The following is a 14,893-nucleotide window of genomic DNA, read 5'->3' on the forward strand; positions in this document are numbered from 1 at the left end:
AAGGTCGAGCGATGGCGGCGAGCAATCAAGAAGAAACATCGCATGAACAAACCGGCCTGCGCAGTCCGGGCTGGATGTTCTTTTGGCGTTTGCTGTCGACCATTCTCATGGGCTGTCTCGTGGCGCTCGTGCTGCCGAGCCGCTTCACCGAGGAACTGGGCGCGCAGAAAATCGCCAAGCTGGCGGCGCCGCTCGAAGGCGCGTGGTACGGAACGAAGCATCGCGACGAGATCACCGTGCTGCTGATTGACGAAAAGTCGCTGGCCAGGGAAGCGGTGCCGTCGTGGCCCGCGCCGTTCGACTACTACGCGATGCTCCTGCGCGCGTTCGTCAATAATGATAGTTATCATCCGCGCGCCGTTTTCTTCGATATCGTCTTCGAACATAAACAGGCTCCGGATGCCCTGAAAAAATTCGAAACCGAGATCGACAAGATCGACAAGGAGGCCCGCGGCCCGCATCCGGTCGTCTTTCTGGCCGCGCGTCGCGACCGCGACGACAAACTCACCATCGGCAAGGAGCTCGACGATTTCCCCGGGGCGACGCGGGTCGCCATCGAGTATTCGCCGAATGAAGTCGATCACATCACGTGGACTTATCGGCTCTTTTTCGAGGAAGCGCCGCATCATTCCGATGACGCCCGCACATCGGGGATCAAGCGCGCGTCGGCCGCTGAAAGTACTCCGCACGCGCCGATACCGCGCAGCGCCGCGTTGTCGATTTACGAAGACGCGTTCGAGCTGTCGCAAGCCCTGCCCGAACGAGAGATCGGCAGCTCGATGGTCCTGACCTGGGGACTCGACACCGCGCAGGCCGGTCTGTTGTGGGAAGCCGAAGACGACGAAGAGAAGGAAGCGCGCAAGGATGCGCATCTCATCAGCTTCGACGATGGCGAGAAAGACGAAAAATCCTACTGCACTTCCGACGACAGCGACTGGACCCTCTTCAAACGCGCACAGGCACGCGCCGTCATGCGCAGCCTCAGCCGCCCGCTATGCGTATTTCATCGGACGATCCACGCAAGCGAGCTTTACGACATGACGACGGGCGAACTGAAAGAGGCCTTCGGCGACAAGGTCGTGATGATCGGAACGTCGCTTCGCTATTCGAACGACATTGTCGTGTCGCCGCTGCATGACCGCATTCCCGGTGTATTTCTGCACGCCATGGCGCTCGACAACTTGCTGACGTCACGAGGCAGATATCAGGAGCACTGGGAACCGCCTTCCAGACCGTCCGACAAGCGCTGGCTTCCATTTGCCGGGCTGTGCCTGATGGGACTGCTGCCGATCGTTCTCGTGCGTGCGGGCAAAGAGCTTGTGGAGCGCCAGCTCAAGGAGAGACGCAAGTCGCAGGAGCAGACGCCCGGGCCGAACGTGTCACCCGCGCCGCCCGTCAGGTCTTACGCGTACAGGAAGCTCAGGGACGTTGTCATCAAGATCGGGCGCTTTCTGATCAGCGGCGTCGCGCTGATCGTCTTCGCGGTCGTGTTCCTGGTCGTGGGGCAGCACGTGATGCATGTGCCGTTTCTCCCCGTTTCGCATCTGGTCGCCTGCGCGCTGGCTCTCGAATGGGTCGAGTGGGGACCCGACTTCGCCAACTGGATCTTGGACGTCAAAGAGGAAAAGTCATGAACAAGCACCTTTCCGGGTCATGCGTCAGGTTGCTGTCGATCGCGGCGCTGCTCGCGCTCTCGATCGCGCCAGTTGCCACTTCTCAAGCCGCCGACGCCGAGCCCAAGGAGACCCTGGTCGAACCGATGAAGGCGGGAGGGTCTCTCAAACTCTATGCCTCGCCGGATGACAAGGAAAGCGCCGGCCTCGCGCCGCCCGAAGCCATGCCGCTGCACGTAACCGGTACGCAAGAGAAGGGGTTTTATCCGGTCGCCGTCGGCAGCAAACGCTACTGGGTCGACGGCATGGACATCAAGATGCGCCGCGACAACCGTGCCAAATGCAACGCCTCGGCAAGCGTCCACGCCGCGGGCCAGCTCGGCGCCGCCACCAACAGGTGCCAATGATGACCACCATCAACCGGCGCTGCTTCTGCACCGCCTGCGCGAGCCTGCTGCTCGGCGCGTGCGCGGACACCAAACTGCCGCTCGATCTCGGCAGCATCACCGGAACCAACCGGAACGCGGGCGACATGGACGGCGTCGGCGTGCTGCCGCCCCCGCCGCAACGCACCTGGCCCGACGCGAAGCTCGACCTGAGCAAGGCGCGCGCCGACGGTTATGGCCTCGTGCCGATGCCGGACATGGAGGCCTATCTCAACAGCCTGCTCGTCACCATCAAGAAGACGGCGGGCACGCCGGGCTATCCGGGCTCCGTTCATGTCATCGCGGACACGGGCCTCAACGCCAATTCGAGCGGCGCGGGCAATATCTTCGTCTCGATGGGATGGATTCAGTCCGCCGAGTCGGAAGACGAAATATTCGCGATTCTTTCGCATGAGTTCGGGCACGTCTATCTGAATCATCATGCGATCTTCGATGTGCGCACGGCCGGTCAGACGTCCGCCGAAGTGGTCTCGCTCGCGTGGTCCATCGCGAACAAGCCGCCGACGGCCAACGCGTGGACGGGCATCGACAATGTCGGCGTCGTCGATACGCTCGGCACGCGCGTGCTGTTTCCGGCGTGGCAGCGCAGCGTCGAAGAGCAGGCCGACCGCTTCGGCGCGACCATCAGCCTGCGTTGCAATTACTCGTATATCGACGGCTTCAAGGCGTTCTTCGAGCGCGTCATCACCTACGATCAGGAGTCGAAGGAACGGCGCAAGAAACTGCGCGAGCAACAGGCGCAAATGGCCCGTGCAAAAGCGAGCCAGAGCGCGGCGACCAAGGCGCACGCGCAGCCGCTCGTGCCGGTGTCCGCCGGAACGAGCACGATGCGGCTCAATCAGATCGGCAGTCTCTCGGCGCTCAGCGACGTCGTTTCATCCTATACGTCGGTGCGTTCGGATGTCGAAGTCGGGGCGGCGCAAAACGCGTTCGACCTGCAACAGTTGATCGAGAATCAGATCGACGAACAGATGGAATCCCTGCATGACGATCACGGCGATCCGGCCGCGCGCGAAGAAAGCCTGACCAAACTCGTGCGCCCCGTGATGGGCGACAAGCGGCCGGACCCGCGCAAGGACGCGTGGGAAGCCGCCAGGAAGCGCGGCTCGACGCCCACGATCCTCACGCATTACGCATCCACCGCCGACGTGCAGAACCTGCAGGCGGCGGGACAGTACAGCCAGGCGCTCGATCTCGCGCAGAAGGCGGCCTCCGGCGTCACCGCGAACGATGCGTATCCGGTCTTCCTGCTCTCGAATCTGATGGCGCTCGCGCATAGCGGTTCGCCCGATGCGCAGGCGCAGGTTCTGCGCCGCAACCAGAACTCGCGCGATCCGTCGTGGCTGATACAAACCAATCTCGCGCGGCGCGTTGCCGTCAAGGACCCGCGCCAGGGCGAGTCGTTCCTGTTGCAGCAATTCGATTATTTCGATCGCGCGTCGATCACCTGGCCATCGGTGATTTCATACTATCGCGAGCACGGCAACGTGCAGCATGCCAACGAACTCGCGCAGACCTGCAGCATCAAGTATCCGGACATGAAGGCCGCTTGCCTCGCCGCCGCAAAAGCGCCCACGCAACAGGCCAAAGCGGACGGCACGAACACGAACGAGTTCGACAAGGCGCGCAGCAAGGTGGTCGACTGGGCGAAGAGCATTCTGCCGAAGTAGGCCACGCGTGCTTGCGCCGGTCTTTAGCGCGTGGCGTTCGACGCCATCTGCGCATGATTCTGCCTGCGCCGATAAACCGTATCGCGCGATGCAAGCCAGTAATACAGCGGCGACGTCAGCAGCAGGCCGACGACCCACGAGAGGTCCGCGCCGTCGAGATACTTCGGCACGGGGCCTGCGTACATCGGCGTATTCATGAACGGAATCTGCACGACGATGCCGATGGCATACGCGATCAACGCCTGCGGATTGAAGCGCCCGTAAATGCCGCCGTCCACCTGAAAGATCGATTGAATATCGTACTTGCCCTTGTGGATCACATAGAAGTCGATCAGATTGATGGCCGTCCACGGTACCAGCACGACGAGCAGCGCGAGCACGAGATCTACGAGATTCGCGACGAAGTTCGTCGACGCACCGATCGCGCCATAACAGCATGCAAGCAGAATCACGACCGACAACACCGCGCGCGACTTGGCCGTAGGAATCCAGCGATACGCGAACGTCTGCAACGAAGTGATCGTCGCGAGCACCGCGCCGTACAGGTTCAGCGCGTTATGGCTGATCACGCTCAAGAGGAACAGCACGAGCATCGGCAGGCCGAGCGGACCGGTGGCCTGCTTCACTGCGTCCATCGCGTCGGCACCGGGCGGCACGGCCAGCACCGCAACCGCGCCGAAGACGAACGCGAGCGTCGAACCGATGGTGCAGCCCAGATACGTCGCCCAGAATGTCGATGCAACGCGCACGTTCTCCGGCAGATAGCGCGAATAGTCGGACACATACGGCGCGAACGCGATCTGCCAGAGCGCCGAGAGCGACACGGTTGCCAGCCACCCGGCAATATTGAAGCCGCCGCGCGTGAGGAAATCGTCCGTGGCGATATGCGTGAGGATGTACCCGAAGCCGACGAAGATGCCAATGCCAAGCACCCACGTGCCGATGCGGTTCAGGATATGAATGAACCGGTATCCGATGATGCCGATCAGCCCCGACCCGAGCGCCCCGACGATAATGCCCGCCGGCACCGACACCGCGCTTTCGATACCGTGCAGCGACTTCCCCGCCAGCACGATGTTGGACGCGAAGAAGCCTACATACATCACGCCGGCGATCACCGTGACGAGCAGCGCGCCCCACGAGCCGAACTGCGCGCGGCTCTGGATCATCTGCGGAATGCCCATCTGCGGTCCCTGCGCCGAATGCAGTGCCATCAACACGCCGCCGACCGCCTGCCCCACGACGATCGCAACGATGCCCCACAGCAGATTCAGATGGAACATCTGCACGCCGAGCGCGCCGGTCACGATCGGCAGAGGCGCAATGTTCCCGCCGAACCACAGCGTAAAGAGATCGCGCACCTTGCCGTGACGATCCTCGGGCGGCACATAGCCGATCGTGTGCTTCTCGATCAGCGGCGAAGCGTTCTGTTGCGCTGTGTTCAAAGTCGTCTCCTGTGATTCGATAGCAATAAGTCGACGGCAAAGCGATGCCCTCACGCTCGAAGCGTGTGCTGTCGCTTTGACGGAGGTACCGCGTGAAGTCAGGCGCTGGCCGAGAGATGGTCCGCGAGACGCATCATCATCGTGTCGCAGTCGCGCAGTTGTTCGACCGTCACGAATTCGTCGGGCTTGTGGCCCTGATCCATGCTTCCCGGTCCGCAGACCACCGAGGGAATGCCCGCCCGATTGAACAGGCCGCCTTCGGAACCGAAGGCCACCGTGCCGAAATCCGTCGAGCCGCTCAGCATGGCGACGAGACGCGCCGCTTCGCTTTCCGGCGATGTCGCGAGTCCCGGATACGCCGACAGCGGCTCGAGGCGAATATCCGTGTCCGGCTTCACCGCGCGCATCTTCGGCAATAGCTCGGCGTTCGCGTAAGTCTGCAATTCATCGGCGACGCGATTCGCATCGAAGCCCGGCAGCGCGCGCACTTCGAAATCGAATTCGCATTCGGCCGGCACAATGTTGAGCGCGCGGCCACCCTTGATGACGCCGGTCTGCACCGTCGAGTAAGGCGGATCGAAACGCGTGTCGTGATGCTCGGGCTGCGCAAGTTGCTCGCCGATCTCGTCCAGACGATTGATGAGACGCGCCGCATATTGAATCGCGTTGACGCCATACGGCGCGTAGGCCGAATGGCACGCCGCGCCCTTCACCTGACAACGCATCGCGAGCTTGCCCTTGTGACCCAGAACCGGCTTGAGCGCGGTCGGCTCGCCGATGACACACAGCACCGGCCTGTGCGCGCGCTTTTCCAGTTCCGCGAGCATCGGCCGCACGCCGAGGCAGCCGACCTCTTCGTCATACGAGAACGCAAGATGCACCGGCAGCTTCAGATCGCGTTCGATGAAACGCGGCACCGCCGCCAGCACCGAGGCGAGAAAGCCCTTCATGTCGGCGGTGCCGCGGCCATACAGGCGGCCGTCTTTTTCGGTGAGGCGAAAAGCATCGACGGTCCACGCCTGACCATCGACGGGCACGACATCCGTATGTCCCGACAGCACGATGCCGCCGCGATTGCGCGGACCGATCGTCGCGAACAGATTTGCCTTGGTGCGGGCGTTGTTGTAGAAAAGCTCGCTCTCGACGCCGTAACCGGCCAGATACGTCCGCACGAACTCGATCAGTTCCAGATTGGAATCGCGGCTGACGGTTGCGAAGCCGATCAGCTTTTCCAGCAGCGCGCGGCTCGTCATGTCACTCATCGCCCGGCACTCCGTAGCTGGGCGCGGCGGTCGGGTTCAGCGCGCGCGTCACGTAGTCCTGCATCTGCAGCCTGTAGGCCTGCCACAGCGTATCGAGCTTGCCGATGGGATCGTCGTCGGCCCAATCGACTCGCAGATCGACGAGCGGCCAGCTCATCTCGCCCGCTATCTTCAGCGCCGCCGAATGCACCGGCCCTGCTTCGCCGCCTGCGGCCATCGCGGCATGCATCGCGGCAAGCAAGCGGTCCGCGAGTGCGCCCGTGGCGTTCTCGAATGCGGGAATCATCGCTTCGATGACGTGGATGCCCGCCAGCATGTTGCCCGCAGCGACGCATTGATTTCCCGCCACCGCGTGATAGGTGCCGAGCGCTTCCCTGCCGCTGAAAAATGCGGTGCGGCCTTGCGCGTCGATCACCGTCACCTGCCGGTACTCGCTCCATTCGTTCGCGGCAAGCGCGCGTTCGAGCGCCGCGGCCGGATCGAGCCGTGCCTGTTGCAGTTGATCGAGAATCTGCGAGCCGAGCGCGGGCAGCGTGACGTTTTGCGTCGCCACCGCGCCGACGCCCGCGCGCACCCACGGACACCGCGCGCCGACCGCGATGCTCGATGAACTGATCGCGATGCCAAGCTGCCCCGTCTTATCGCAACGTCCGACGATAGAAAATGTCATGTGCCCTCCATCAGGCCTGAGGCGGCGTCCAGCCTTCCGGAATGACCGCGATCACGTCGATTTCCATCAGCCATTCCGGCTGGCCGAGCGCGACGACGGTCAGTCCCGTCGAAATCGGAAACACGCCCTTCAGCCACTTGCCGACTTCGCGATACACCGGTTCGCGAAAGCGCACATCGGTGAGATACGTCGTCGTCTTGACGATATGAGAGAGATCGCTTCCCGCTTCTTCCAGCAATTGCTTGACGTTCTTCATCGCCTGCTCGGCCTGCGCGCGCGGATCGCCGAGCCCGACGAGATTGCCCGAAAAATCCGTGCCGATCTGGCCGCGCACATACACGGTGTTGCCCGCGCGCACGGCCTGGCAGAGATCGTTGTCGAGCGTCTGGTTCGGGTACGTATCCTTCGTGTTGAACATGCGGATACGGGTATGCGTTGGTTGGCTCATCGATGCACCTTGGTACTGAAGAATGACTGAGGAAAGTTTGAAATCAGTTGACGCCTACTTCGCTCGTCGTGTGTACGGACGATTCGGCAGACGAGCGTTCGGTGCGAGCTTGCGGCGCATCGTAATAAGCGAGGTATTTGCGCTGCGTGACGATGTGATCGGCAATGTGCTTCGCGTCATGCCACACGCCCCAGATGAACGCGGAGCCGCGCCGCGAGAGCCACGGCAAGCCGAGAAAATAGATGCCCGGCTCCTTCGCGACGCCGCGCTGATGCCGGGGCTTGCCTTTGTCGTCGAATGCATCGACTTGCAGCCAGCCGAAATCGACGGCATAGCCCGTCGCCCAAATGATCGAGGTCACGCCTGCCTGCGCCAGATCGAGTTCGGCGAGCGGATGCGTCATGCAGTCCGGATCGGCGGGAATGATGCGGGCTTCGGGCTCCTCGGGAAGATCGAGGCCGTTGCGCGCGGCGTAGGCATCGGCTGCATCGAGCAGCGACAGATAGTTCTCGTCGCCGCGCCGGATGTTATCCGCGAGATCGGCTTCGAACGTCACGATGTCGCCATCGAACGATTTCGTCAGGCCGACGAGCGTGATGCCCTGATGCGCGAGACGCCTGAAATCCACCGTCTGGCCGCCACGCGCGCCGCTCACGGCAATCGTCACGTGTTCGCGGCCGGGCTTCATGACTTCCGCGTCCCATTCGCCGAGCACGCCGAGCCACCAGCAGAAATCGCGGCCGCGATAACCGCGCGGCGGACGATCATGCGCACCCACTGAAAGATAAACGCGTCTGCCCGCGCGCTGCAATTCATCGGCGATCTGCACGCCCGACGATCCCGCGCCGACCACCAGCACGCCGCCTTCGGGCAACTGCGCAGGATTGCGATAGTCGGCCGAGTGAATCTGCGTGAGATGCGTAGCGTTAGGCGCGATCGGCGGAATGACCGGCCGCTGAAACGGCCCCGTCGCGACGACAACGCGATTCGCCTCGATCGTTCCGTCCGATGTTTCGACCGTAAAGCCCGGGCGTCCCGCATTGCGCACGACCTTCTTCACGTCGACGCCGGTGCGGATAGGCGCATCGAACTTTCTCGCGTAAGCGACGAAATAATCCGCGACCTGTTCCTTCGATGCAAACGCGTTCGGATCGAAGTCGGCGAATTCGAGGTTGGGAAAACGGTCGTGCCATGCGGGGCCGTTGGCGACCAGCGAATCCCATCGTCCGGTGCGCCAGCGTTCGGCAATGCGGTCGCGTTCCAGCACGAGATGCGGCACGCCGAGCTTGCTCAGATGCTCGCTCATCGCGACGCCCGCCTGCCCTGCGCCGACCACGAGCGTATCGATTGACGTTGTTTCCACTGTCATGGCTATGTCCTTCCGAAAGACCGTTTATCTGCGTGATGTCTTCGTGAAAATCTACGCGCCCCGACAGAATCCGAAAAATATATTTAAAAAATGCATAGCATCGGATTTGGCTATGCAGTCATTTTTGACGGCTTCACAATGCCGCCGAACGAAAGAACGAAAGAACGAACGCCGGTCATGGAGCATCGTCGATGGAAAACCTTCCCTTGCGCTATTCGTTGCGCCAGTTGCGCTACTTTGTCGTCACGGCGGAAGCGTTGTCGTTCACTGCGGCGGCGCGGCGTCTGCATATTTCGCAGCCTTCGATCTCGACGGCACTCGCAGACCTCGAAGAGTCATTCGGCGTGCAACTCTTCATACGACATCACGCGAGCGGTCTGTCCCTCACGCAAGCGGGCCGCGACCTGCTCGGCCAGGCGCGCAATCTCCTGAAGATCGCCGAAGAATTGCAGATGGCCGCGAAAGAGATGGACGGCGGCATGACCGGATCGATCGCGCTCGGCTGTCTCGTCTCACTCGCGCCGCCTTTGATGCCGGGGCTCATCAGCCGCTTCACGGCGGGACACGCGGGCATTTCGTTTCGCACGGTCGAGGCGCATCAGGACGGTCTCCTGCGTGGCTTGCACGACGGTTCGCTCGACATCGCGCTGACCTATAGCCTCGATCTCACCGAGAATATCGCGTTCACGCCGCTGCTGTCCCTGCCGCCTTACGCGATCCTGCCGAAGACGCATCGCCTCGCACGCGCGCGCCGCGTATCGCTTGCCGATCTGCTGCCGGAGCCTTACGTGATGCTCGATCTGCCGCACAGCCGCGAGTATTTCGCCGCGCTCTTCGACGCTGTCGGGAGCCGTCCGGTGCCTGCGTTTCGCTCGTCGCAGCCGGAGGTCGTGCGCGGCATGGTGGCCAACGGTCTGGGCTACAGCATCCTCAACTTTCCGCTTAAATCGAATCGCACGGTAGACGGCGAAGACTTCGTGATTAAGCGCTTCAAGGACAACGTGAACGCAACGACGCTCGGCATCGCGCAATCGCGCACGATGCGGCCGCGTCAGGTGGTGCATCGCTTCTCGTCGTTTTGCGAGACGTATATCCGTCGCCTGCGTATCGATAACTAGCGGGATAACTAGCGGACCCGCTGCATAGCCAAAAGCTTTGCTTTGTATCCGAAAACAATATTTTGGCTGGCAATTTGGCTTGATAGATTGATGTTCAGGTTGAGCGCAACATCTTGAAGCCCGGCGTCGGCGCGCGCTCGCGGGGAACGGACTCGGAGGACTTCATGGCAGATCCGGCAAGCACGATTGCAGTACACACGCTCGTCGATGCGTTGCGGTCGAATTGCGAACGACCATTCAGCGACGCGCATGCCATGCCGCCCGGCGTCTATACATCGGCCGAGTTTCTGTCGCTCGAAGAACGCGCGATCTTTGCGCGCGAATGGCAATGCGTCGGGCGCGCGAGTGCGTTGCAGGCGCCCGGCGACTATCTGACGGCGCAGATCGGCGCGCAGCCGATTGTCGTGTTGCGCGACGAGCAGATGCAACTCAAGGCGATGTCGAACGTGTGCCTGCATCGCATGTCGGTGCTGCTGGAAGGGCGCGGCAACGTGCGCCGCATCGTGTGTCCTTATCACGCGTGGAATTATTCGCTGGACGGCGCATTGAAGGGCGCACCGCTGATGGAGCGGCAAGCGGGCTTCTGCAAGGAAAGCTACATGCTGCCCGCGGTGCGCTGCGAAGAATGGCAAGGCTGGATCTATGTGACGCTCGACGATAACGCGCCGCCCGTGCAGCAGCAGCTTGCGGAGTTGAGCGAGCTGATCGGCGCGTACGGCATGGCGGACTACATCGAAACGTTCTATGAAGAACACGTGTGGGACACGAACTGGAAGATCCTCGCGGAAAACTTCATGGAGAGCTATCACTTGCCGATGCTGCATCGCGCGACCGTCGGTCCGCATTCGAAGCTCGAAGAGATGGAATGTCCGCCGGGTTATCCCGCGTTCAACTATCACTGGATTACGAAGGAAGCGAGCTTGCCTATCGGCAATGCGCATCCGGATAACACGCGATTGACGGGCCACTGGCGCAAGACGACCGCTTTGCTCGCGATCTATCCGACGCATCTCGTCACGCTCACGCCCGGCTATTTCTGGTATCTCGCGTTGCAGCCGCGCGGCGTGGGGCACGTGCATATCCGCTTCGGCGGCGGGCTTGCGCCTGAGTTCATCTCGGACCCGGAAGCGAACGCGCACATGACCACGCTCAAGAAGCTGCTCGACGAAGTGAACGCGGAAGACAAGCGCGGCGTGCAAGCCGTGTTTCGCGGCGTGCATGCGCCGCTCGCGAAGCCGGGACACCTGAGTCATCTCGAACGGCCCAATTACGACTTCGCGCGCTATCTCGCGGCGAAGGTCGCACAGCACTGAAGACAGGACGCGATCACGATGTCAAACCCTTCCTTCATTTCCTTCGCCGGGGTGAGCAAATCGTACGACGGTGTGCATTCCGTCGTGGAGGATCTGAATCTCGACGTGCGCCGCGGAGAATTCCTGTCGCTGCTCGGGCCATCGGGTTCGGGCAAGACCACCACGCTGATGATGCTCGCGGGCTTTGAAACGCCGACGCAAGGCGAGATTCGCCTCGATGGCAAGCGTCTGGACGACAAGCCGCCGCATCAGCGCGACATCGGCATGGTGTTTCAGAACTACGCGCTGTTTCCGCATCTGACGATTGCGGAGAACGTCGCGTTTCCGCTCTCCGTGCGGCGCGTGAGCCGCGCCGAGCAGAAGGTGCGTGTGAAGCGCGCGCTGGAAATGATCGAGTTGCCGCATCTGGCGAACCGGCGTCCGGCGCAACTGTCGGGCGGCCAGCAGCAGCGCGTCGCGCTCGCGCGGGCGCTCGTGTTCGAGCCTTCCGTCGTGCTGATGGACGAGCCGCTCGGCGCGCTCGACAAACGTCTGCGCGAAACGATGCAATACGAAATCATGCGGCTGCATCGCGAGTTGTCGCTCACGGTCGTGTATGTCACGCACGATCAGGCCGAAGCCCTCACCATGTCCGACCGCGTTGCCGTGTTTTCCGATGGCCGCATCCAGCAGGCCGCCACGCCGAGCGAGCTGTACGAGAACGCGCAGAACGCGTTCGTCGCGAACTTCGTCGGCGAGAACAACGGGCTCACGGGGCGCGTGGTCAGTGCGAACGGCGAATGGGCGACGCTCGCGCTCTCCGATGGCAGCGTCATTCGCGGCCGCTGCGAGCAAGGCCTGCGCGCCGGCGACGATGCGATGCTCGCGTTGCGCCCCGAGCGCGCGCACATTGCCGGCGCGGACAGCACGCATGCCGACGAGCACAGCAATGTGGTGCAGGCGCGCGTCGAAGAACTCGTGTATTGCGGCGATCATCATCGCGTGCATCTGAAGCTCGGCTCGCGCGATTCGCTCGTCGTGAAAGTGCCCAACACCCAGCGTCACGCGCTGCCTGCGGCCGGCAGCACGATCGAAATTGCATGGCGTCACGACGACTGCAAGATTCTCGCGATGATGGCGCCGAAAAGCGCGCCCGCGATTGCCCCGACCACCCCGCCGTCACCTTCCCTCATCTCGACCGCACCCGCAGGAGCCAACTGACATGCGCACCCACATCAAAGCACAATGCGCCGCACTCGCTGTTATCGCGTTCGGCAGCGCCGCCGCCCACGCGGCCACGACGCTGTCCGTCGTGACCTTCGGCGGCGCGTATGAAGCCGCTGCAAAAAAGGCTTATTTCGAGCCATTTACGCAGGCGACCGGCATCGGCTTCTCGACCGAATCGTATGACGGCGGCCTCGCCAAACTCTCCGCGATGGAGCAGGCCAAGAACACGACGTGGGATCTGATCGACCTCGAAACCAACGACGCGATCACCGCCTGCGACGAAGGCCTGCTCAAGAAGTTTGACAAGAAGACACTCGGCAAGACGAGCGACTTCATTCCCGGTTCGATCAGCGATTGCGCGGTCGCGAGCATGGTCTGGTCCACCGTCTATGCGTACGATGCGAGCAAGCTGAAGACCGCGCCGACCACGGTCAACGACTTCTTCGACCTGCAGAAATTCCCCGGCAAGCGCGGCCTGCGCAAGTCGCCGAAAGTATCGATGGAATGGGCGCTGATCGCCGACGGCGTCGATCCGAAAGATGTCTACAAGGTGCTCGGCACGCCCGCGGGCGTCGATCGCGCGTTCAAGAAGCTCGACACGATCAAGAAGAACATCGTGTGGTGGGAGTCGGGCGCGCAGGCGCCGCAGTTGCTCGCGGACGGCGCGGTCGCGATGACGCAGGTGTACAACGGCCGCATCGACGATGCCGCGAAGAAGGACAACAAGCCGTTCAAGGCCGTGTGGGACGCGCAGGTCTACGACTTCGAATGGTGGGGCATTCCGGCGGGCGCGAAGCACGCCGACGACGCCGCGAAGTTCATCGTCTCGGCGTCGCAGCCGAAGTCGTATGCGGATCTGTCGAAGTACATCGCGTATGCGCCGCCGCGCAAGGACGCGATCGCGCTCATCGACAAGCAGCGTCTCGCCGACCTGCCGACCGCGCCGGACAACTTCAAGCGCGCGGTGCAGATCAACGCGAACTTCTGGGCCGACAACGCGGACCAGATCAACAAGCGTTTCCAGGTCTGGCTGACGCAGTAACGGCAGCGCACGATCAGAGGACAGACACGATATGCCCGCATCGATTCACGCCGCCGCATCCGGTTCTCCGACGAGAGCCGACGGCCGCGCGTCCTTTCAGAAGGCGCGCCGCCGCGCATCGGTGCAGGCGTTGCTGCTTGCGCTTCCGCTGATCGTGTTTCTTCTTTCGACGTTCATCGCGCCAATTGCGCTGTTGCTCGCGCGCAGCGTGGAGAACAAGGAAGTGCCCGCGAGCATGCCCGCCCTGTCCCGCGCGCTCGATGCCTGGGACGGGCGCGGCGTGCCCGATGAATACATCTTCGCACTGCTTGCGACAGGGCTTCGTGACGCGCAGCAGAGCGGGCAGCTCGGCACCGTCGCGCGCAGGCTCAACTTCGCGCAGCCCGAGTTTCGCAGCCTGCTGATGCGCACCGCGCGCAGCGTCCGCGACGAGACGCCGCCCGCGTGGAAGCCCGCGCTGATCGAGCTTGACGAACGCTGGAATGCCCCGGAAACGTGGCGGCTGTTGAAGCGCGCCGCCGCATCGCCGACGCCCGACTATCTGCTCGCCGCCGTCGATGCGCAGGTGACGCCGCAAGGCAATGTCGCTTTCGTCGCCGATAACGCGTCGATCTATCGACAAGCCTTTCTGCGCACGATAGCGATCAGCGCATCCGTCACGCTGCTGTGTCTCGTGCTCGGTTATCCGGTCGCGTGGCTGCTCGCCAATCTGCCCGCAACGAGCAGTAACCGTCTGATGCTCTTCGTGATCGTGCCGTTCTGGACCTCGCTGCTCGTGCGCACGACCGCGTGGTACGTGCTGCTGCAACCGGGCGGCGTGATCAACGGCGTGTTGATGGGACTCGGCCTCGCTTCGCATCCGCTGCCGCTCATCTTCAACCGCACGGGCGTGTTGATCGGCATGACACACGTGCTTCTGCCGTACATGATCCTCGCCATCTTTTCGGTGATGAAGGGCGTGTCGCCCGTGTATGTGCGCGCGGCGCAATCGCTCGGCGCGCATCCGTTCACCGCGTTCGTGCGCATCTATATTCCGCAGACGCTGCCGGGCGTCGGCGCGGGATGCTTTCTCGTCTTCGTGCTTGCGCTCGGCTACTACATCACGCCCGCGCTGCTCGGCGGCGCAGGCGACGAGATGATCAGCCAATTGATCGCGTTGCAGACGAACACGCAGCTCAACTGGGGGCTGGCGGGCGCGCTCTCGGCGTACCTCGTGATCTTCACGGCGATCTTTTATTTTCTGTTCAACCGGATCGTCGGCATCGACCGGCTGCGTTTCGGTTGATTCGTC

At 62.6% G+C, this 14,893-nt stretch carries 13 protein-coding genes; 8 read left to right on the top strand and 5 right to left on the bottom strand.

Annotated features, from left to right (window positions below; genetic code table 11):
* Positions 1-11: 11 nt before the first annotated feature.
* Genes BRPE64_RS24480 through BRPE64_RS24490 form a run of 3 tightly spaced genes read left to right on the top strand, consistent with a single transcriptional unit; the run spans position 12 to position 3,729 of the window.
* Positions 12-1,634 carry a CHASE2 domain-containing protein gene (locus BRPE64_RS24480; RefSeq protein WP_016347602.1) on the top strand — a complete coding sequence of 541 codons (1,623 nt, stop codon included), beginning with the start codon at positions 12-14 and terminating at the stop codon, positions 1,632-1,634.
* A complete protein-coding gene (locus BRPE64_RS24485; protein WP_044042962.1) occupies positions 1,631-2,020 on the top strand; it encodes a hypothetical protein in 390 nt (129 codons plus the stop codon). Before BRPE64_RS24480 ends, BRPE64_RS24485 begins: the two co-directional genes overlap by 4 nt.
* A complete protein-coding gene (locus tag BRPE64_RS24490; RefSeq protein ID WP_232519287.1) occupies positions 2,020-3,729 on the top strand; it encodes a M48 family metalloprotease in 1,710 nt (569 codons plus the stop codon). The genes BRPE64_RS24485 and BRPE64_RS24490 overlap by 1 nt, the downstream gene beginning before the upstream one ends.
* Before the next feature lie 23 nt (positions 3,730-3,752).
* Here the strand turns inward: BRPE64_RS24490 and BRPE64_RS24495 are convergent, their stop codons facing one another.
* The 5 genes from BRPE64_RS24495 to BRPE64_RS24515 all read right to left on the bottom strand — a co-directional run bounded on the left by BRPE64_RS24495 (position 3,753) and on the right by BRPE64_RS24515 (position 8,923).
* Entirely contained in the window at positions 3,753-5,174 is a 1,422-nt protein-coding gene (locus BRPE64_RS24495) for a purine-cytosine permease family protein (protein ID WP_044042964.1), read from the bottom strand.
* 98 nt (positions 5,175-5,272) lie between these two features.
* The gene (argE, locus tag BRPE64_RS24500) at positions 5,273-6,436 is read right to left on the bottom strand and encodes an acetylornithine deacetylase (RefSeq protein WP_044042965.1); all 1,164 of its coding nucleotides are present in this window, start codon (positions 6,434-6,436) and stop codon (positions 5,273-5,275) included.
* A complete protein-coding gene (locus BRPE64_RS24505; protein ID WP_016347607.1) occupies positions 6,429-7,106 on the bottom strand; it encodes a DUF1028 domain-containing protein in 678 nt (225 codons plus the stop codon). The genes argE and BRPE64_RS24505 overlap by 8 nt, the downstream gene beginning before the upstream one ends.
* A 10-nt stretch (positions 7,107-7,116) precedes the next feature.
* Entirely contained in the window at positions 7,117-7,554 is a 438-nt protein-coding gene (locus BRPE64_RS24510; RefSeq protein WP_044042966.1) for a RidA family protein, read from the bottom strand.
* Positions 7,555-7,597: 43 nt separating this feature from the next.
* On the bottom strand, positions 7,598-8,923 hold the full coding sequence (locus tag BRPE64_RS24515) for a flavin-containing monooxygenase (protein WP_044042968.1): 1,326 nt from the start codon (positions 8,921-8,923) through the stop codon (positions 7,598-7,600).
* A 191-nt stretch (positions 8,924-9,114) separates the two neighbouring features.
* Here BRPE64_RS24515 and BRPE64_RS24520 point away from each other — a divergent pair, with 191 nt between their 5' ends.
* From BRPE64_RS24520 to BRPE64_RS24540, 5 genes are all read left to right on the top strand, one after another.
* Positions 9,115-10,041, top strand: a complete 927-nt coding sequence (locus BRPE64_RS24520) for a LysR family transcriptional regulator (protein ID WP_016347610.1) — start codon at positions 9,115-9,117, stop codon at positions 10,039-10,041.
* A gap of 164 nt (positions 10,042-10,205) precedes the next feature.
* Entirely contained in the window at positions 10,206-11,354 is a 1,149-nt protein-coding gene (locus BRPE64_RS24525) for a Rieske 2Fe-2S domain-containing protein (RefSeq protein WP_016347612.1), read from the top strand.
* A gap of 18 nt (positions 11,355-11,372) precedes the next feature.
* Positions 11,373-12,554: an ABC transporter ATP-binding protein gene (locus tag BRPE64_RS24530; protein ID WP_044042969.1), complete on the top strand. Its 1,182-nt coding sequence runs from the start codon at positions 11,373-11,375 to the stop codon at positions 12,552-12,554.
* Between the two features lies 1 nt (position 12,555).
* Positions 12,556-13,602 carry an ABC transporter substrate-binding protein gene (locus BRPE64_RS24535; RefSeq protein ID WP_016347614.1) on the top strand — a complete coding sequence of 349 codons (1,047 nt, stop codon included), beginning with the start codon at positions 12,556-12,558 and terminating at the stop codon, positions 13,600-13,602.
* 31 nt (positions 13,603-13,633) lie between these two features.
* Positions 13,634-14,887: an ABC transporter permease gene (locus BRPE64_RS24540; RefSeq protein ID WP_016347615.1), complete on the top strand. Its 1,254-nt coding sequence runs from the start codon at positions 13,634-13,636 to the stop codon at positions 14,885-14,887.
* Positions 14,888-14,893 lie beyond the last annotated feature (6 nt).

The sequence above is a fragment of the Caballeronia insecticola genome, from assembly GCF_000402035.1.
Classification (GTDB): domain Bacteria; phylum Pseudomonadota; class Gammaproteobacteria; order Burkholderiales; family Burkholderiaceae; genus Caballeronia; species Caballeronia insecticola.